General features: G+C 29.3%; 27 protein-coding genes. All 27 read right to left on the bottom strand.

What is annotated here, in order from left to right; all coding sequences use genetic code 11:
• Positions 1-137 precede the first annotated feature (137 nt).
• Positions 138-1,361 (bottom strand): SDR family oxidoreductase, encoded by a 1,224-nt coding sequence (locus tag RDK80_RS04740; protein ID WP_308523633.1) that lies wholly within the window; start codon positions 1,359-1,361, stop codon positions 138-140.
• A 94-nt stretch (positions 1,362-1,455) separates the two neighbouring features.
• Entirely contained in the window at positions 1,456-1,863 is a 408-nt protein-coding gene (locus RDK80_RS04735; RefSeq protein ID WP_308523632.1) for a DUF3795 domain-containing protein, read from the bottom strand.
• A gap of 140 nt (positions 1,864-2,003) precedes the next feature.
• On the bottom strand, positions 2,004-2,549 hold the full coding sequence (locus RDK80_RS04730; protein WP_308523631.1) for a DUF6144 family protein: 546 nt from the start codon (positions 2,547-2,549) through the stop codon (positions 2,004-2,006).
• 160 nt (positions 2,550-2,709) lie between these two features.
• Entirely contained in the window at positions 2,710-3,273 is a 564-nt protein-coding gene (locus RDK80_RS04725) for a nitroreductase family protein (RefSeq protein WP_308523630.1), read from the bottom strand.
• Between the two features lie 260 nt (positions 3,274-3,533).
• Positions 3,534-3,788: a hypothetical protein gene (locus RDK80_RS04720; RefSeq protein WP_308523629.1), complete on the bottom strand. Its 255-nt coding sequence runs from the start codon at positions 3,786-3,788 to the stop codon at positions 3,534-3,536.
• A 2-nt stretch (positions 3,789-3,790) separates the two neighbouring features.
• On the bottom strand, positions 3,791-4,369 hold the full coding sequence (locus RDK80_RS04715; protein WP_308523628.1) for a GNAT family N-acetyltransferase: 579 nt from the start codon (positions 4,367-4,369) through the stop codon (positions 3,791-3,793).
• Between the two features lie 39 nt (positions 4,370-4,408).
• Entirely contained in the window at positions 4,409-4,879 is a 471-nt protein-coding gene (locus RDK80_RS04710; RefSeq protein ID WP_308523627.1) for a GNAT family N-acetyltransferase, read from the bottom strand.
• Positions 4,880-5,182: 303 nt separating this feature from the next.
• Positions 5,183-5,518 (bottom strand): YqfO family protein, encoded by a 336-nt coding sequence (locus RDK80_RS04705; RefSeq protein ID WP_308523626.1) that lies wholly within the window; start codon positions 5,516-5,518, stop codon positions 5,183-5,185.
• A 173-nt stretch (positions 5,519-5,691) separates the two neighbouring features.
• A complete protein-coding gene (locus tag RDK80_RS04700; RefSeq protein ID WP_094899054.1) occupies positions 5,692-6,375 on the bottom strand; it encodes a hypothetical protein in 684 nt (227 codons plus the stop codon).
• A gap of 220 nt (positions 6,376-6,595) precedes the next feature.
• A complete protein-coding gene (locus tag RDK80_RS04695) occupies positions 6,596-7,345 on the bottom strand; it encodes an aminoglycoside adenylyltransferase domain-containing protein (RefSeq protein WP_308523625.1) in 750 nt (249 codons plus the stop codon).
• Between the two features lie 100 nt (positions 7,346-7,445).
• Complete coding sequence (locus RDK80_RS04690) at positions 7,446-7,949, bottom strand: NUDIX hydrolase (protein WP_094899051.1); 504 nt, start codon at positions 7,947-7,949, stop codon at positions 7,446-7,448.
• A gap of 171 nt (positions 7,950-8,120) precedes the next feature.
• On the bottom strand, positions 8,121-8,564 hold the full coding sequence (locus RDK80_RS04685) for a DUF523 domain-containing protein (protein WP_308523624.1): 444 nt from the start codon (positions 8,562-8,564) through the stop codon (positions 8,121-8,123).
• A gap of 120 nt (positions 8,565-8,684) precedes the next feature.
• Entirely contained in the window at positions 8,685-9,512 is an 828-nt protein-coding gene (locus tag RDK80_RS04680; protein WP_308523623.1) for a DUF2785 domain-containing protein, read from the bottom strand.
• Positions 9,513-9,612: 100 nt separating this feature from the next.
• On the bottom strand, positions 9,613-10,440 hold the full coding sequence (locus tag RDK80_RS04675) for a hypothetical protein (protein ID WP_308523622.1): 828 nt from the start codon (positions 10,438-10,440) through the stop codon (positions 9,613-9,615).
• Positions 10,441-10,516: 76 nt separating this feature from the next.
• The gene (locus RDK80_RS04670) at positions 10,517-11,158 is read right to left on the bottom strand and encodes a P-loop NTPase fold protein (RefSeq protein WP_308523621.1); all 642 of its coding nucleotides are present in this window, start codon (positions 11,156-11,158) and stop codon (positions 10,517-10,519) included.
• A 90-nt stretch (positions 11,159-11,248) separates the two neighbouring features.
• The gene (locus RDK80_RS04665) at positions 11,249-11,638 is read right to left on the bottom strand and encodes a DUF6483 family protein (RefSeq protein ID WP_308523620.1); all 390 of its coding nucleotides are present in this window, start codon (positions 11,636-11,638) and stop codon (positions 11,249-11,251) included.
• Positions 11,639-11,686: 48 nt separating this feature from the next.
• Positions 11,687-12,307, bottom strand: coding sequence for a histidine phosphatase family protein (locus RDK80_RS04660; RefSeq protein WP_308523619.1), 621 nt, complete (start codon positions 12,305-12,307; stop codon positions 11,687-11,689).
• Between the two features lie 97 nt (positions 12,308-12,404).
• Entirely contained in the window at positions 12,405-12,923 is a 519-nt protein-coding gene (locus RDK80_RS04655) for a hypothetical protein (RefSeq protein WP_308523618.1), read from the bottom strand.
• Between the two features lie 119 nt (positions 12,924-13,042).
• Positions 13,043-13,486, bottom strand: a complete 444-nt coding sequence (locus RDK80_RS04650; protein WP_308523617.1) for a GNAT family N-acetyltransferase — start codon at positions 13,484-13,486, stop codon at positions 13,043-13,045.
• Positions 13,487-13,603: 117 nt separating this feature from the next.
• Positions 13,604-14,074: a hypothetical protein gene (locus tag RDK80_RS04645; RefSeq protein ID WP_216559840.1), complete on the bottom strand. Its 471-nt coding sequence runs from the start codon at positions 14,072-14,074 to the stop codon at positions 13,604-13,606.
• Positions 14,075-14,197: 123 nt separating this feature from the next.
• On the bottom strand, positions 14,198-14,722 hold the full coding sequence (locus tag RDK80_RS04640; protein WP_308523616.1) for a GNAT family N-acetyltransferase: 525 nt from the start codon (positions 14,720-14,722) through the stop codon (positions 14,198-14,200).
• Between the two features lie 118 nt (positions 14,723-14,840).
• Complete coding sequence (locus RDK80_RS04635; RefSeq protein WP_308523615.1) at positions 14,841-15,422, bottom strand: NUDIX hydrolase; 582 nt, start codon at positions 15,420-15,422, stop codon at positions 14,841-14,843.
• A 49-nt stretch (positions 15,423-15,471) separates the two neighbouring features.
• Entirely contained in the window at positions 15,472-16,080 is a 609-nt protein-coding gene (locus tag RDK80_RS04630; protein WP_308523614.1) for a histidine phosphatase family protein, read from the bottom strand.
• 266 nt (positions 16,081-16,346) lie between these two features.
• Positions 16,347-17,255, bottom strand: coding sequence for an aminoglycoside phosphotransferase family protein (locus tag RDK80_RS04625; RefSeq protein WP_308523613.1), 909 nt, complete (start codon positions 17,253-17,255; stop codon positions 16,347-16,349).
• Positions 17,256-17,323: 68 nt separating this feature from the next.
• Complete coding sequence (locus RDK80_RS04620; RefSeq protein WP_308523612.1) at positions 17,324-17,968, bottom strand: nucleotidyltransferase domain-containing protein; 645 nt, start codon at positions 17,966-17,968, stop codon at positions 17,324-17,326.
• 2 nt (positions 17,969-17,970) lie between these two features.
• Positions 17,971-18,213: a hypothetical protein gene (locus RDK80_RS04615; RefSeq protein ID WP_094899024.1), complete on the bottom strand. Its 243-nt coding sequence runs from the start codon at positions 18,211-18,213 to the stop codon at positions 17,971-17,973.
• 176 nt (positions 18,214-18,389) lie between these two features.
• Entirely contained in the window at positions 18,390-18,710 is a 321-nt protein-coding gene (locus RDK80_RS04610; protein WP_094899022.1) for a hypothetical protein, read from the bottom strand.
• Positions 18,711-18,874 lie beyond the last annotated feature (164 nt).

Below are 18,874 nucleotides of genomic sequence, written 5' to 3'. Positions count from 1 at the left end.
ATATATAGTATATTTAAAATAAATTAAAATTAATTCCAATAGGTAAAGGTTAAAAATAATACTGGTATTGTAATACCAGTATTATATCCATAACCCATTAAATTTCATTAAAAGTTTCCTTTGATAATTTCTGCATACTATATTTTCCTCCTAAACTCATTAAATTTTTCAATGGTATTAATCCAGCTTGATATAATATCATAGTATTCTTTTACTCTATCTGGATTCTTTTCATATCCTTTCAACAAGTCTATTTGATGTTCATAATATATTCTTAGCTTTTCAACTGGTAATTCTTTAAAATCTACTTTAGTCAAATCATTGTTAGTAATTCCTTTCTTGAATTCACTTAATCTATCAGAAAAATACTCCGGAGCTGCACCTGTATACTTTTTAAAATCTCGAAGTACCCATTGACGCTCAAATACAGGTCTATTTTGCCAACCGTCAACTTGTTCTAAAAAAGTCTGTAAAATCTCAGTCATAATTTCTAATACTTTACCTTTTTCATCATCAGAAAGTATGATTCTATTATTTTCTTTCGGCTCATTAATTGACACTCCAATATCCATTAGAGCTTGAATTGAGCTTATCTCCAACCCATTATAAATGTTAGCATTTGCTACAGATGCAGCAAAACCTGCTCCAGCTTCTTCCACACTTAGCAATACGTATTCATTCATTTCATAAAACTCATCTACAGTTTTACCATACAATGGGGCTATTTCAGTTATAGCTTTATGCGCGGTATCTGTTTTAACCATACCAGGCCCTATGGAGTATGTAATAATTCCTGTACCATCTAGCTCTCCAGTTAAAGTATTTGATAACTCTACTTGTGATGTTTTAAAGACCTCATATGCACCCATATAAGGCGCGGCACCTGAAGAAGGAACGAAAGCTAGAACTCCTGACTTTTGTTCTAGCATCTTAGGCAAAAAATATTCAATAAGAAGTACTGGCCCCCTCAGATTTGTTCTATAGCTTAAATCCCAGTTTTTAATCCCGATCTTATGCACTGCACCTATGGGAGCGACTGTTGCGTTATTTATGAGAATATCTAACTTTCCAAATTCTGCATATATTTTTTGTGATAGTTTTTTTACTTTTCTTTCACAACCTATATCTGTATGAATAAAAAGACAACAATTTGATCCAAACTCCGATTTTAGTTTTTTCTCTGCCAATCTACCTTTGTTTTTATCTATATCACCAATAATAACCTTCACACCAAGCCAAATTAGAGAACGGGCGGCCTCAAATCCTATTCCACCGCCTGCACCAGTAATAAGTGCAACCTTTCCTTTTAATTGTCCCTTATGAAGTGAGCCCTTGCTTATAATTAGAGTATCATTTGACAAAACTTATCCCTCCATACCAGAAAAGTTAATTCTAAAAATTTGAAACATTTACATCTAGGAATCTACACCTTCAAAACCCACAGGCTATAAAGTCCTAATTTTTCTTTATGTATTCCTTTAGCCTAGTGAAATTGTCATAAGCTAATAAATTACTATTATATTCATCAGCACAAAAATTACTTCCTAGCTTTTCTTTGGCCTCTTGAAAAGACAGTCCTCTTCTCTCATTAAAAACTGTACACGGAAAATCAATGCATTCTCCACAATTATCAACTTTCTTATCTATTACACATTTACGAACAGGACAATCATCATCTATACGCTTGGCATTTTCTTTATTACATCTACATCCATCACAGTATATTTCTTCTGGTGGTATATCAAGATCATAATATTTTTTCCACATATTACTTAAGATTTCTCTTTCATCTTTATTTATTATATTAGTGGCAAAAGCCTTACATAAATCACACTTATATCCACACATTGTTATTTCTTCCATAGATAATCTTACACCTTTCTTTTTGGCTTGTTTTTAATTAAAATTAATCTCTTTATATCTTCAGTTAAATTCATATCATATACATTAATCCAGAGCCATTCACCATCACAAATCTACTAATTACATTATTTATTAACATTCTAAATCCTTACTTTGAAAATGCAATCTTGTCCACCACATGCCACAGTTTCTTGAATTTCTGACTCAACCGCTTTGCCACAAATAAAATTAAATGTTTTTATTACATGACCATTACAACATTCACACCATGTTTTTGACATAGGTTCATAACTATCTAATTTTCTAAACATTCCACATACGCATTTATTCCATCCAAAAGAAACAATAAGCAGATCTTCGTCTTTTTTTACATATCCTGGAGAAAGTAGTTTTGAGTACTCTACGCAAAATTCATCAAGACTTTGGCTTCTCTCTCTCAACTCATTGATTTCTTGAGCCTGTTTTTTAGTTAAATTACACGTATATTTTTGTCTTATTTTAATAATTGTATCTCTATCAAGTAGCTCGTCCATTCTATCCATGACTATTTTCCCTAATTTTGCTTGTTCCTGTGCAGGCATTTTATCTGGAAGTGTCAAGTATTCAGGAAATATCTTAATTGCCATATCATATCCCAATTCTTCCTTTATACTGCGAAATATTTGATAAAATTTAAAAATTGCCATCTATATCACCCCATAATCCTTTTATATCTATAATGCCATTCTTAATATGACGACAGTATGTCATATTTAATATTTGGGTTAAACATAAATCTATAATCCTTGAAAAGTCAACTAATCTTCTAGTGAAGTTTATTAGTTTAACTTGCTTAAAGGTAGTACTCTAGTAATGTCCTATAACCGACTTATCCTTCGTTCTATGCTTGCGGTTAGGTTCATATTCCTGCCAATATACTCTTTTTTCATTAAATCGTGTTCTTGCCTCTTTTTCTTCTGCAGGATATCCAACATAAACAATACCTAAAGGAGTAACATACCCTGGTATATTAAGTATCTTCTTTAATGGCCTTATATTGCTTTCCAAAGGATATATTCCTATCCAGACTGATCCAAGTCCCATACTAGTCGCTGCGATTAAAATATTTTCTATTGCAGCACTGCAATCTTGCACCCACATTTCTTGAGATGGACCTTTAAAAGCTAATTTCATATTCCCACATACAACAATAGCAACAGGTGCATTGTATCTAGCAAAAATCAATTTATCTCTTAATTCAGAAAGTTTTTCATCATCATCAACAACTATAAACTCCCATGGTTGACAATTTGCCGCTGTAGGTGCTGCTGTAGCAGCTTTCAACAAATTTATAATCATATCTTTTTCAACTTTCTTGTCTAAATAGTGTCTTATACTTCTTCTCTTATAAATCATTTCGATTACTTCCACTCTAAAACCCCTTTCAGCTCAAAGCATATGTTTTTTTTATAAATAATTTACTTAATAATCATTAATCTATAAATACAAGAACATAACTAATGCTTGAGGTAAATATATTGTTATAAAATGTTCTCATCTTCTTATCCTTCCATATAAGTCTTATTTAAAATAACAACCTAATTTTTTTAATAGTATTTCGTCTTAATGTAATATCTTGTAATTCTTATTGCCTACAACACTCACAAAACTTATAAATCTAGTTTAACAAGCTATTGATTCAAATTTAACACTTCTTTTAAAATAAAAAATCGCTTTTTTAATCCTTTGTAGTCTTTAATATTTCTATTTAATTTATCTATCAAAGGTCCTACTATTCTATATAATGCTGCATTTAATAGTAATAAGTAGAAAGCATCTTTTTCAATATTAATATCATCTTTAAAAATAAAGTTGTCGGCACCCAAATCTGAATGTATTAGTTGCTTATTTTTGTCTGTTATTCTTGACTTGTTTTTAGCTAGCATATTTATAGCATCATAGACATATCTTTGGTACTATTTAAGAGTTCATCTATATCATCATAAACAAACCCTATTTCTTCTAGTGTTTGCTTACCAATTTGTATATTTCTTGTTAATTTACTATTTCCACCTATTTTTTTATAAAATTTCACATTAGGATTATCTTTTAACGCCCATATTACAACCTTATCATAATTTTCATTAATCAAATCATTTACTGCAAAATTTATTAATTTCTTACCTATACCCCTTTGTTGATATTCCTTTAATATATAAATAGCATAGATTTCACCAGCATTTGTTAAACCATATCTATCTTCTTGTCTACACTTGCCATAAGTTGCTGTGCCTATAACTTTTTCATTATCTATTGCTACACATTTATAGACTTTTCTGCCTTCTACCTCAAGTCTACCAAAATTATCTTTGTCTCTTTTTACTCTATTTTCTCTTTCCTTTTCCTTTTCCCTTTCCAATAAATAATCTTCATCTATAATGCTGGCATAGGTAGTCCTCCATGTTTTTAAGTTTACATCTATCATGTCTTCAATATCTTTAGCTTCTGCATATCTAATTTTTATCATTTCTCTCTTCCTTTCTATAAAGGCTTTACAAAAAGTTTCTTATAAAAAGCCAAGTTTTTTATATAAATTATAAGCAGGTATATTATCGCTATGAACATCCAATACAACCTCATTTATATTTCTTTTGATCATATCATTTATACACTTTGCTAATAAAGTAGATCCAACCCCCATATTACGATAGTCTCTTAGAACTCCCATTGAATAAATATGTAAATTCTCATTTCCCTCCGGTAAACCTACTAATAAGCCAATAACTTTATTATTATCATACGCTGTAAGGATATATCTCTGTGAAAAATCACCTAATCTACCACTCTGTAGAGCATTCAAAAATCCATCTGGTTTTTTACCTGCAATATCTGGATCTAAAATTCCCTCCATAATATTTGGTAAATATTGTCTTAAAGTTTCAATTAACTCTGAATCTTCTAAGATTAATTCTTGAACCTCCCAGTTTGGAAAGACTTCTATGGTCTTTACCAAACTCTTTTTTAACATAAGCTTCATCTCTATTAACTCCTTTATCTTCTTTTTTACTCTATATTTTTCTAACAAAAAAAGTTAATCTCATTAAAAACTAAGAGAATCTTAAATATCATATATATGCTATTTAAGATTTCTTAATTTTATAATAAAACTTATACATAACTATTTATTCTATAAAATTTATTAAATCCCTTCTTTTTCTCATTAATATTTTGGAAAATATTATTTTTAAAAAAGCATGTAATCTTTCTTTTGATTACATGCTTTTTTAATGTGAACTTTCTTTTGATTTCCATGTGCCCTATTTCTATAAAAAATTCACTTTTATAATTCAAATAAATCATTTATGATTGGGATTATATTGAATAATGGCTCTTCATATGGATGAATTTTCTTAATAGCTTCAATTGCATTTTTAACATATTCCATTTTACACCTTACTTCAATCTTGCACTCCTCACCTTCACAGATCTCTCCAACCTGACCATTATAAGGATTAGCTCCTTCTAAGGGTCTCCAATATCCCTTAACATTAGTTACAGACATACAATTATCATAATCTCCTACTCTACAGGCATTTGCTCTATTCAGCTCATCTCTTAGGTCTATGATATATTCTTCTGGAATATAGATTTCAATCTTTACCTCTTTAATTTCCATAGTTTTATTCACTCCTATTATACCTTAACCTTTGTATTTATTATTACAAACTCTACCAATTGTAAAGTTTTCAGATTTCATCTTTACTTTTAAAAAAACTTCAAATAATATTGATACCATCAAGACATTAATTAGCCACTCATATAAACATAACATGCCTCATATCTAGACTCTTACTTTTCTCTTGGTCTATTTTTCTTTTTTGCACTTAATGACTCATTTATATGAACTACATGATGTCTTGTAGCTGGCATCAATATTATCCCTGCTACATTTTTTCTTCCCCAGAAATCTATTAACCAATTTGCTCCTTCAACATCCAAAACTGCACCTTCTTCCAAAACACGATTCAATCTATCTTTTTCAATTTTTCTTTTCATATCAGCTGGTTTAAGACTTTTTATAATTTCTATTGTTCTTCTTCCTACAGCTACTCTATAATTTTTTAATTCCTCCATATTAATATGTTTACTGAATTCCATTATATCTTCTCCTGTCATTGCATTTCCTGTATCAATTATTTTGGAATTTATTTTTTCTTTCCAATCTTCCACATTAAAAACTTGTTCACTTCCAGCAACTAATATATTCATTGTTATATCTTCTATTCTTGAAGAATGCCATATGCCATATGCTATAGTTCGCCCTTTTTCATTTGTGGAAGTTCTAAATGTATTTTCATCTAATCCTTCCCATAATTCATCTTCAAATGTTTTCTTATCTATTCCTGACATATTAGATGAATGAACCATTGAATGTAATTCCAAACATAACTTTATACTTTCTTCAATATTATCTCGTTTAAGAATTATCTCCCTCAATTGTTTTATATCTTTATTCCAAGATTTTATATCCATTTCATATTCTCCCTATAGTTCTTTATTATATCTTTTTATTTCGACAACATAGTATCAAATAAAAAAGTTATCCAAATAATACTAAACAAGAGTCACATAGCTTGTAACTCAAGTTAATCATCCTCAAATTTGTATCTCAATCGCTTCAGATGTTTTGCAGAACGAATATAGTACATTCTCTACACTCCCTTTAAACTTCATTCCACAACAAGCACTATTTCTATTTATATACCTTTATTTCTTTTGACATATAATTAGCATAATCTTTTAGTATATCCTTGCTATATTTCATCTGACTTAATTTATTAGTATATACATTAACAGCATCTTCCACAATTCTTCTATATTTTTGCGGCATCACTTTCTTAGCCCAGTTTCCAGCCTCTAGCTTTGAACAAACTACATTTTCCTTCATATAATATAATACCCTACATAAATTTAAAGTAATGTAAACCGTATTTTCCACTATATTTTCCTCAGCATTTTCTATATCATTAACAATTGAATCTATATAATATTTTCTTGGTACATCTGCAAATACTTCCTCAATCTTTTTACCATATAAACAAATACCTCTATTTATAACTATTGTGAAATGAGCAGCTAAATCGTCGTCCGTGGAATTTCCACAAATATAATTATTATCAGATAGATACTTCTCTCTATGAGAATCTGAATAATGCAATTCAAATGGTGTGGGATATATAAATTCTTTCGCATACTTTTCTAAAACAATACTCATCTCTATTCCTTTTTTAGGTAAATTGTCTAAATGTATTATTGATTCAATAATATCTTTCTTCGTTGCAACATCTATAGCTTCTCTTACTACAACAAGAAAATCTATATCACTTTCATTTGTATAGCATCCCATCGCCAATGAACCATGTAAATATATTCCCACAAGATTTTTATCTAATATATTTTTATACCTTTGAACTATAATATCTAATATTTTCTTAAGTTCCATCTTCTCACCTTGCTCTAATATTTTTCCAAAAAATCTGAAAGTAATGCTATGATACCCTTTAAGATTGGTTATAGATATATAATTATCATAATCTCATACTCTATCTAGATTTTATTTTATATTTTAAGTATTTCTTTAATGTTACAACATGCATGGGATAAAAGGCTTTTTCATTACCTTCTAATAGTTCTTGCAACTCATTCAATGATATCCATCTAATATTTTTTGCTTCATTTGTATTTCTCAATAATTCTCCATTGGCCTTACAGATGAATGTTTGTACCATTATGGGATATGTACCCTGGATATTTTGACTACATGAAAAAGGAATATAATTTAAAACTTTATAATCATTTTCTTGAAAAATTAGAGCTTCATTTTCGCCTTCAATATATGTAACTTCCAGCCCTGTTTCTTCCCAAATTTCCCTTCTTAAACAATCGAAGATGTTTTCAAATTCTCTAATCTTACCTGCAGGTATTTCAATCAATCCTGATTCTGATTTGGCATCGTCTTTATACCTATCTTGAATTAATATGTAATCTATTCCAGATATATTTTTCTCAATTATTCCGCCTACACCAGGCTTAGAAAACAGTTCCATAACTTTATCCTCCTAAGTTTATATGCCTGTCCTTATTAAAATATGGGGCTGGGTATCTCTAACCCTATACTCTGCAATGCAACATAGCTCTTGTGGTCATATATTATTGTAAAATGCGACAACACAATTTTTTCTTCTAAAACGGTTCAATTTCTAGATCCAATGTCACGATTATACCACTGACATATCTAAATTATTTTCTGTATATACTTCAACATTATTTTTAATTAATAGTTCTGCAACTAAGCCATTTCCTTCTATCAAATTACCTGAAAATGTTCCATCATATATAAGTCCACAACCACAGGAAGGACTTTTCGACTTTAATATTGCTTTTTTGATGCCTATGGCTTTGGCAATTGCTAGAGTCTTTTTCGCACCTTCAATGAATTGTTTAGTAAAATCTTGTCCATCCTCACTAATTACTTTTATATCTCCATTCTCATATGTGACAATCTCACAGCTTGACCTTGGGGTAGATAATCCAGCTAGTTGCTCTGGACACACAGGTATTGCCTTTCCTTGATTAACCAATCCCACTATGGCTTTATGTTCACTATTGCCTCCATTATATCTACAATTAATTCCTACTAAACATGAGCTCACTAAATACATACTTTAATAACTCCTTTTATCATTTTAAATAAAATACAATTTTAAATTCTAGACTATCATTGATACCTCGACAAATAATAATATGACAACTATCACAACAAACTTAGGCAACAATGATTTCTAATTAAAGCTACTTATTTTTGTTAAGGTATCTTTTATTTGCTCAGTTAGAATTTCAGTATTATCTAATCTGATTAATCTAAAATATAAACTTCTTAATAAATTTTTTACATTAATTAATAGATTATCATCTTCTGGATATATTCCTGTCCTTTGTAATACATTAAAACTCTTTATCCATTCACAAAATTCTCCATCGGTTATTATTTTTCTATTGAATATACTTATTATTGCAGTTACTAATCTTTCATCTTCTTCATTAATATATACATAATTATTAATACAGATTTTATTTTTAATTATATCTAGCATATATAATAACTCTTCACGTTCTATTTCCGAGCAAATAGCTAAATCATCTAGTGCATCTGCAGCATGTGCAACTGAATGTGCCCATCCCTGATCTTTTACATATCCCCTTAAATCTTTCTCCTTTATAAAATAATCTACTACTTTTATATAGACTTCTTTAATATCCTTTTCTGAAAGAAATTTAAATTGTCTATTATTAATAAGTATCAGCGGTATCAATAAAATAGAAAAGGAACGAGTAAATACTGAATCAGTATTTGTCTCCCCAATTTTAAAGAATAGATGATTATCATCCATACTAATTGCTAGCAATTCCTTTAATTTATCAGTTGCAATCTCATTATTCGTAATCCAATGATACATTACTGAATATATTAACTTATCTCGTAACTCTGGATCTGTACTACCTATATCATAGATCATTTTCGTAACAAGCTCATTAACATTTACCTCTGCCGGAACTCTATAATTATCTTCTTTTATTTCTTTTAATATTTGCTTTAGATTGTTTTCCATATATAAATCTCCTCATTTCATCATTTATTTCCATTCAATCCATTGCTTTCAAAATCCAATTATTTCACTATATACCACAATAATTAATATAAAAGTTTATTTATTGTAACTGGCATCCTTCACAATAATAAATACTTCCTCCCAGATAAGCTTCCTTAATGATATTCTTGCCACAAATCTTACATGGCTCTTTCACGGTATTCTTGCTTAATTTTGTAGCATAACCTCCAGAACATCCAAATAAATCCTTTTCTGTATCTCGTCCACCTTTTGTCACCATCTCATTCAAAGTAGATTTAATAGAGTGATATAATCTCTCTATCTCTTCATTTGAAAGTGTTGATATCTTTCTTTTAGGATGAAGTTTGGCATTGAATAATATATCTTGTAATACTCCATTTCCAAGACCAGGTATACGTTGTTCTGTAGCTAAAAGAAATTTTACACTTTTCTTCTGTAAATTTTCATCCGATATAATTTTTTCATAATACTTAAAATCAAATTCTCTAGATAAAGGAGATGGCTTCTCTTTAGCTAATTCATAATATACATTATCGAATTCTCCATCTTTAAAACACCATATTCCACCGTACATTTGAATAGATGCAACAAGTGAAGAACCATCGTCAAACTGTATTAACAATTGATGCTTTGGTGGTAATTTCTGACCTTTATCAAAGTATCGCAAATTTACTCCATCACCTAATAATAATATAATGTCACCTAGGCTGATTTCAACCAAACCAGCATATGCACAAGCTTTCTCTATTATTTTACCATTTAATTTTGAATTATACTCACTAGGATCACCATAATACCAAGCAAACTTATGGGGTGATTGATTAGTAATAACATCATTAATCTTTTTGCCTCTTAAAGTTTCATTTATTTGACATGATAAGGTGATAGCTTCTGGTATTTCAATCATACAATTCCCTCCTAATATATAGTTACTTCTTGTCTATTCAACAAATATGGTAGTCTAATAGTTCTATTTTATTGACTCATAACATATAGATATTCTCCTCTTCCTTTCTAACATAATTTAATACATAGTCAGCATTTTGGATAGGGTTATATTCTTCAATATATTTATCTTCTGCTGGAAAATATCGTCTTTCATATTTTAATTTTATTTCTTCCAAATTTCCTATATACTTGTCTCTATTCATTACACGATTTAATCGTACCTCTTTTGGCACATCTAGATAAATCACGTAATCAAAGTATTCTCTTATCTCTTTCCTTTGTAAAAATATGCCTTCCAATAATGTAATTGAACCTTGAGATATTTTTATTTGTTCCAAAGTATATATATCATTATCTTTATCATATATTTCAATTTCCTTGCCAACTTCAATTCCTTCCTTTACTGGCATCAAAATCTCTTTAATCAAATAATCGTATCTCCATTGTATATTATAATAGCAATACCATTCTTCTTTAGATTCATTATATCTAATATTTTTTGGATGTATGAAATCATCAATATGTAGTATAGCTGTATTATAATCTCTATTGTTCAATTGTAACTTTAATGAGTTAACTATTGTGGTCTTACCGGCTCCCCCTAAGCCATCAATTCCTATGATTAAGTTTTTTTGTAAAGTATGCTTTTCTATTATTTTATCTAGTAATTTCTCCATTTAAAATCACCTAAGTTCTCTATAATATTCTTTTCTATTCATTTACCTTATCTCAAGTCCAAACCCCTGCACTCGTTAGCATATATCCCATCAATATTCCTTCCAGCTAATCCCTAAACCTTCAAATTTAATACTATATAACCTCAATATATCTTCAAGGCCTAATTTTATTTCTTCACGACTAAAATCTGCTTCTTCTAATTCTTCATCGCTCAATTTATTTACTTTATCATAAAAATCCATAGCTATTTTTATGTATATTAAATCATCGGTTTCTATATTTTCAAACAATAGATCTTCTGCTTCATTGACTTTTAGATTATTTATCAGGTTTATTAACCTTTCGTATAATAGATGAACTTTTTCAGAATTACTTTCACTGTGGATATTTAGTTCCACACTATCCTTCTTAAATAATACCTTCCCTATCATATGTATAAAGCTTGTAATCTGCCTCATTATCCAATCTTGATGATACATAAATTTCACCTCTTTAGCTCTTTTTTATCTTTAATCACTTTAATGAATTTACTCATTTAGCTTTAATAAATGTTCCTGCTTATTTAAAAATATAATCCTTCTTTCGTTACCACTTACCTTCCATAAATGTATCCCCGTATCACCAGTGCTTATATATGAATCGGTATTAACTGGTAGCATCATAAAACTTCTAAAAAGCATATTTATCATTCCACCATGTGACACTATACATATCCTAGTTTTATTTTCTTCTTTCTCATATTTATGTATAAACTTTGACCAAAACATCTCTGCCCTAGCTCTAAAATTAATATATGACTCTGATTGTGCAAATTCATCATGAGGCTTTCTTCCACCTTTTGGCATAGGAAATTTCTCATTTGCTTCTGAACGGTATAAACCTGCTAATAAACCATTATTCCACTCCATTAACTCATCATCAAAGATTATGTCTATACCAGTTTCTTCACTTATAAACTCAGCCGTTTTTGCTGCTCTCTTTAGTGGACTGCTTAAAATAATATCAATTTCATAATGATCTTTTATCCATTTCCCAGCACATTTAGCTTGTCTACATCCTAATTCTGTAAGTTCAAAATCTGCTCGCCCTTCATGTCTATCTTCTAAATCAGCAACAGACTGTCCATGTCTTACCACTAATATTTCCATCCTACTTCCCCCTTATCATGTCTCGTAAATCTCTAATTTAATTATTTTGATATATGCTAATGATTTACTAAGCTGAAACTTAACTAATATTCCTTTATCATTCTAAATCGTGAGAATATATTATATTAAAGTCCTTTTCATTTACAACAGATAATTCCATGCGAACAATTTTCCCTTTGAATTGAATAAATCTTTTTGACATTTCACCAATAATCCCACCTAAGTCTTCTATTTCACTATAATACAGAGATATATGAGGTAGCCATAGTCCTGAATCAACACTTGTCCACATATTGCAATAAGAATCATATTCTTTATGATATTCCTCATAATATTCTAATAATTTTCCTGAAGTAGAAGGTATGCAAGCAATACAATTAGTTGTTAGAAAACCCAATGCTGAGCAATTTATATAGAATGATTTTTTTCCCTCTACAAATTTCTTGGTATACTCCAAAATTTTATCTATATCAATATTTATAAAACTTGCAAATGTAATATGTCCATAGATAGGATTATATTCAATGTCAAATAGTTCTAATGCCTTTCTTAGCTCATCTAATTTTTGATTAGTAGTTTCATCTAATATCCAAATAGCATATACTTGATTGGCCATATTTATCTCCTCCTATAAGGCATATCTTTAACCAAACTTTGCTCTCTGTGAAAGGATATAATATCTTAAAATATAGACTATACTACACGTAGTTTACTAAGTATAATCCTTTTCTTCACTTAAAAGTCAAGTGCCATGATAATTTCATCATCATCCTCTTCTTCTTCATACGTATGATAAAATCCAATACTGGTAAATAGATTTACAGCAGCCTCATTTCCCTTACAATAGCAAAGCTTAACACGATTATATTTACCCTTCTCCTTCATTCTATTAAGAATAAGCTCTAATGCGGCCCTAGCATAACCCATCCCTTGAAATCCTTCATCAATCATAAATTGATCTAGAATATAACAGTTAGATTGCCATTCTCTATAAAGTAGTAGACCAACCATTTCATCATCATTACAGATAATTAACGCCTCACTGACTTCATCTCTATATGCATATGCCCTTGCAAGGATTCCCACATTAGGAGAAACAAAACTCTCTTGCTCTTTGCTAACCCTTAACTCATTTACCATTCTCCAGTTATCTGGCGTAACTTCTTCTAAATGTATCATTTATTTATCCTCCTAAAATACAAATATCTTTATTATACAAAATGAAAAGAATATGTATTGACTCAATAACATACTATGTTCATTTTGTTCAATCATATAAATTAGAATTTATTAAGCTTATTTTATCGCTTTTACATGTTGAATGTGTATTCCTATATGTCCTATACCAATTATGATGGCAGATGCAATCAACCAAATAACTTTACCATAAATACCTAATAGTAAAAAGGCCATAACAGGCAAACTCGCAAGAGGTACGGGAATCCTACAAAAACTACGATAAAAATTTTCTTCTGTATGTTCATTCATAAAATATCTAATCCAACAAATCTCATAAAAAATCATCAGTAAAAATGATGATATTAACCATAAACTCCATGATGAAAACGAAACAATATTAAAATCACTAAAAATCAATACGCTACAGGTACAACATACTTGTCCAACACGTTCAAGCAATAATAATATTTTATTCTCTTGGGTATTGTCATAATCTATTGGCTGATTCTTACTCCAAATAATATTTGGAATAAATAACATTAGTAAATATATCAGACCTATATATGAAAATCCTAAATGTCCTAGCATATGGTACCTCCTCAACAGATTATTATTTTGCTATATGCTATAAATCCTTATTTATCTGCGAATTATATAAATAATATTTACTTCTTTTACATCTCTTAAAATATAATTTATTGATAATATTCCTTACTTTAATCTATTTGTGTTTCTTAACATATAGTTTAATTTGTCTTCCCATCTATCATGCATATCATAACGATGTTCTTCTCTATTGATAAATTCAAATCCAAACTTATCAAATATCCTTTGCATTCTAAGATTGGAACCCATTGTATCAGCATATATGTAATTAAGTTCTAAAACATTAAATGCATAATCTATTGCCACTTCAACTGCTTCTGTTCCATATCCTAACCCCTTATATTTATCATTAACAAGAGTAATGCCAAGTTCACATTGACTTTTCCCATGATTAATCCTTTTAAAAGATAATTCACCTATTAGGGTTTCATCTGATAAAAAAATCCCTACTCTCGGATACCATGATTCTTTTTGAGTGATAGAATCATATCCTGTATCTACTTCTTCTTTATTATAAATATAAGGATTGGGATCCATAATTGGATCTGGGATATACGATTTCCAAAATTGATGATATTCTTCCCTTGTAAATGTTCTTAAGTATATTCTATTTCCTTCAATATTAATCATAAGTTCCTCCTTAAAAAATATAAATAATTTCTACTTATCTATAAAATCTACCTTGCATAAGTATCCTTCAACGCTACAAGAATTTAAGAAAGCTTGCATGGCTTTTATTACTCCTAAACTAATAGCTTATAATCTTATCTCTAATAAGCAAAGCCCTATGAATTAATTTATTATATAAATAAACATCATTAGAATCAAAGTAATCCTCAGTAAATCTATCTAAAGCAAACCAACTAACATCACTGTTTTCATCTTCATTTACTATAAGTGTTTCTTCTTCACTTGCAATAAGAATATATGCTACTGAAAGGTGCAAGTGTGCACTAACATACTTATTTTTTCTCACATGTCCAAATACAGGTAGAATATCAATAGATACAATGTTTTCTATAAGATCCGTTAATGTGTTTATCCCTGTTTCTTCTTTTGCCTCTTTAATTGCAACATGTAAAAAGTCTGCATCACCATCAACATGTCCGCCAGTCCAAGCCCAAGTATTTCGTATATTGTGATGAACCATTAGTACTTTATCCAGTGATTTATTCATTATAAATCCAGAACTTGTAATATGTGCAAATTCATTTTCTCTTAACAAAATATTATGAGGAAATTTTTCTATATAATCAAGAATTATCCTTTTATCTTGAATTTCCTGTTCATTGGCAGGAGTGAAATTAACAATTTGTTTTATATAATCCATTTATGTCCTCCTTAAATCATCCTAGGTAATGAAAGAAATATCTATTAAATCAATTCAAATGATCTATGTAGTTACTTAAAGTTATTTTCATTTTTCCTTCATCCAATTCAACCTTATGTATACTTGTGTTTTCAGACTTGAAAACCTTATTTTTATTGCTCCATCCAATCTCCTCTATTAAATGATATATAATATTTATCACTCCACCATGTGTAACTACTAATATATCTTCATTTTTGGCGGAAACTTCATCTACTAACTTATAAAACGTTCTTTCTATTCTATATAAAAATTCTCTTGGACTTTCTCCTCCTAGATATCTTTCATCCATTCCCAATGTGTTAAAGTATAAACCTGGAAATGCTGTTTCAGCTTTTTCATTTGACATGCCAGCCATTATTCCATTGTTATGTTCTCTCCATTTCTGCTCTAATTCAACTTTCATTTCACACTTTTTAGCAATATAGGATGCTGTTTCTTTTGCTCTATTTAAATCACTACTAATTATTCTATTAAAATTAAATCTCTCTTTATTTTCATGTAAATATTCAGCAAGTATCTGAGCTTGCTTCTTTCCTTCGTCCGCTAAACCTCTTTGACTCCATCCTCCCCTAAATCCTTCCTCTTCTTTTCCATGTCTTACAAGATAAATAGACACGTCTGTACCCCCTAACCGTTTTATATTTAACCTATCTATCTATAAAATCCTTCTTTACTAAATGCATCTTAGCAAAATGTCTTTCTTCATTAACTCTTTTATTTTATAATTATGGTGACATTGGTCTCCCCAATAATAAAAATCAATTTTTGTCATATTCTTCACATCCTTAACTAGCATATATTTAAGAACTTCTTTCATTATGTTTACTATTTAATATGGCTAGTGTCAGAGAAAATGCAGTACCCCCCTGCCCCAAAATAGTATTATATAAAATTTTCACAAATCAAATTATTTAATTTTAATTCTAGATCTATCATCTTTTTTACGCTTTCAGTAAAATTTGGTTTATTACTAGAATAAAGTAACATTGCAAGTATACCTCTTAATATCCATAACTGAATATTTTTCTGTAATTTTTTCCATTGGAAATCTTCCATATAACTTTCATAATTTTCATAGAAAGCAAGTAAACATTTGTAAGCAAATTCTTCACCTAAATCAAAGCCGATCATAGACGTTAAAATAGCAGCAATATCAAAATGATTATCTCCTTTTCTAACTTCGCCAAAGTCAATAATATATACTTGTTTCAAGTCATAAATCAAATTCCATTTACCTAAATCTCCATGTATAAATGTATTTTTTATTTTTTGGTATGTAATCATCTCATGGATTAATTCTTCAAAATTACTTGTAGTAAATGTGAAATAATCAAATTGTTTTTGAACATCTTTCCATTTATTCTTAGTTTGTTTCCATAGATCTTCCAAGCTAAATCTATCTTCTTGTTCAATCAAATCTGTATTATTCTTTAGCTTACTATGTAGTATACCTAAAACTCTTCCCAATTCTTTAAATGTTTCCAAATCATTTTTTATAGGCTGAGAAGGTATATATTCCTGTAGGTTATAGTAATTTCCTAAATAATGGCTATATCCAATATTAGATTTAGTTGTAACTATTTTGGGACATATATCATCATTAGCTAAAATATTTGATATAGCATACTCAGTTACACCTTGCTCTATATTTTTTAACTTTCGTAGAACCCATTGTCCTTTATCTGATAAGACATAACTTGCGTCTGAAGTATTTCCTTTATTTATTGGTTGCATCATTAGTATTTTCCCAATAGAATAATCATAGAGTATATTCTCAATATTTTCATTCATAATTTTTTCCTCCATTAAAACAACATAAAATCTCTATAACTTAACCACGAATTGCAGACAAAAGGTACTTACTTAATCCATGGATGCCCCTCTGGATATACTATATTCATAGCATTTATAAACCAATCATATCTTTCTTTTTCAAGCTTATTTATTACTGCATCAAAGTCATGTTTATAATCATTATTCTCATAATTTCTTGACTTATAAAGTAATATAACTTCTGGAGCGAGAATACTAATTTTATCTTTTTTTATAAAAGCCCCATCTGTATTAATCATAATGTTGTGATTTTTTTGATAATAAAAAATCCCATTTTCTACTTTATTAAATAAAACCTCTATAAAATCTAGCTCTGTTTGTTCTCTATCAATAAACTTCACATATCTAAATACGCCATCGGTTTTCTCAGTCTTTATAAAATCAGAATTTTTTTTGTAACACCAAATATTATCAAAATATAATTCTGAATTCTCAAGAGCAAATTCTACTGGCACTAATCTTTGATTACCTACGGGTGCATCTATTTCCCACCCCTTTGATTTTAGGTACTGAATACATACTTCCATATCATCAAAACTAACAGTTATATCTATATCTTTATGCTTCCTTGTTATACTTCCTAAAAAAACATCAATAGCAAATCCTCCACAAAGATACCACTCCACGTCCATATCATATAAATGATTACATAAATCATCCAGTAGCTTCATTTTTATTTCCTCACCTTATTTATTTTTTCATTTCCACGTTTGAAATTACCAGTAATTTTAGCCATAATTAACTGTGACTCTAGGGTATCTGCATTTTCTATTTTAGCTAAAAACTTCTCACTATCTTTACCTTTCAGAATCATTACCTGTTTTTCATGCCAGAATATAAATACTTTGTTATCTTTTGATACTCTATATGAAAAACACTCTTCTTGAAGTCTATTATGTTTATCTATATTATTCAACTACATCGTCCTCCTAAATAAATGTTCTTACTCTCTAAAAACTTTAAGTTACAACATTATCTTTATGCTTATTTCAAATACATGTCTATGAACTTAACCCCTGAGAAAGATCCCATTCTATGGTACATTCCTTCAGCTGGATTACCAATAGTAATACACAATATTTTCTCTAGTTATTACTTCTCATTATTATCTATATAGGTTTCACAGGCTTGAAGAATTATCAATAGAGCTTGGCAAATGATTTTCCAGATTAAAATCGATATAATTAAGAAACCTATGCCAATTAAAATACCAAGTATGATATTAGGCCCAGATGTAAAAGTAAACCAACCAGGTGTCTCTGCTGGAATCTGATGGGTTGCTGGAAATAAAACAGCAAAATATTTTCCTATCCAAAAAGCTGGAAGAAATAAAGTAAATATTCCTATATAAAAGATCCTCTCCATAAGACTAAAAGCAGAATCTTTCTCGAAAGATAAAAAGTTCTTAAGCATAACATAATACCTCCTCGATTAAGGTTATCAATAATGACAACCAACTAATAACTATCTATCCTAATATTATTCTACATTGTTTTCTAAATTCCTCCTTTTCTCAAGATATTCGTAAGCGATTAATAATATCATGTATAAATAGCATAGCAACGGCGACCTTTCAG

Origin of the sequence: uncultured Tissierella sp. (genome assembly GCF_902479755.1) — a bacterium.
In the GTDB taxonomy this organism is placed as follows: Bacteria; Bacillota; Clostridia; order Tissierellales; family Tissierellaceae; genus Tissierella; species Tissierella carlieri.
Note: the sequence above shows the minus strand (reverse complement) of the source record. Positions and strands in the feature narration are given on the sequence as shown.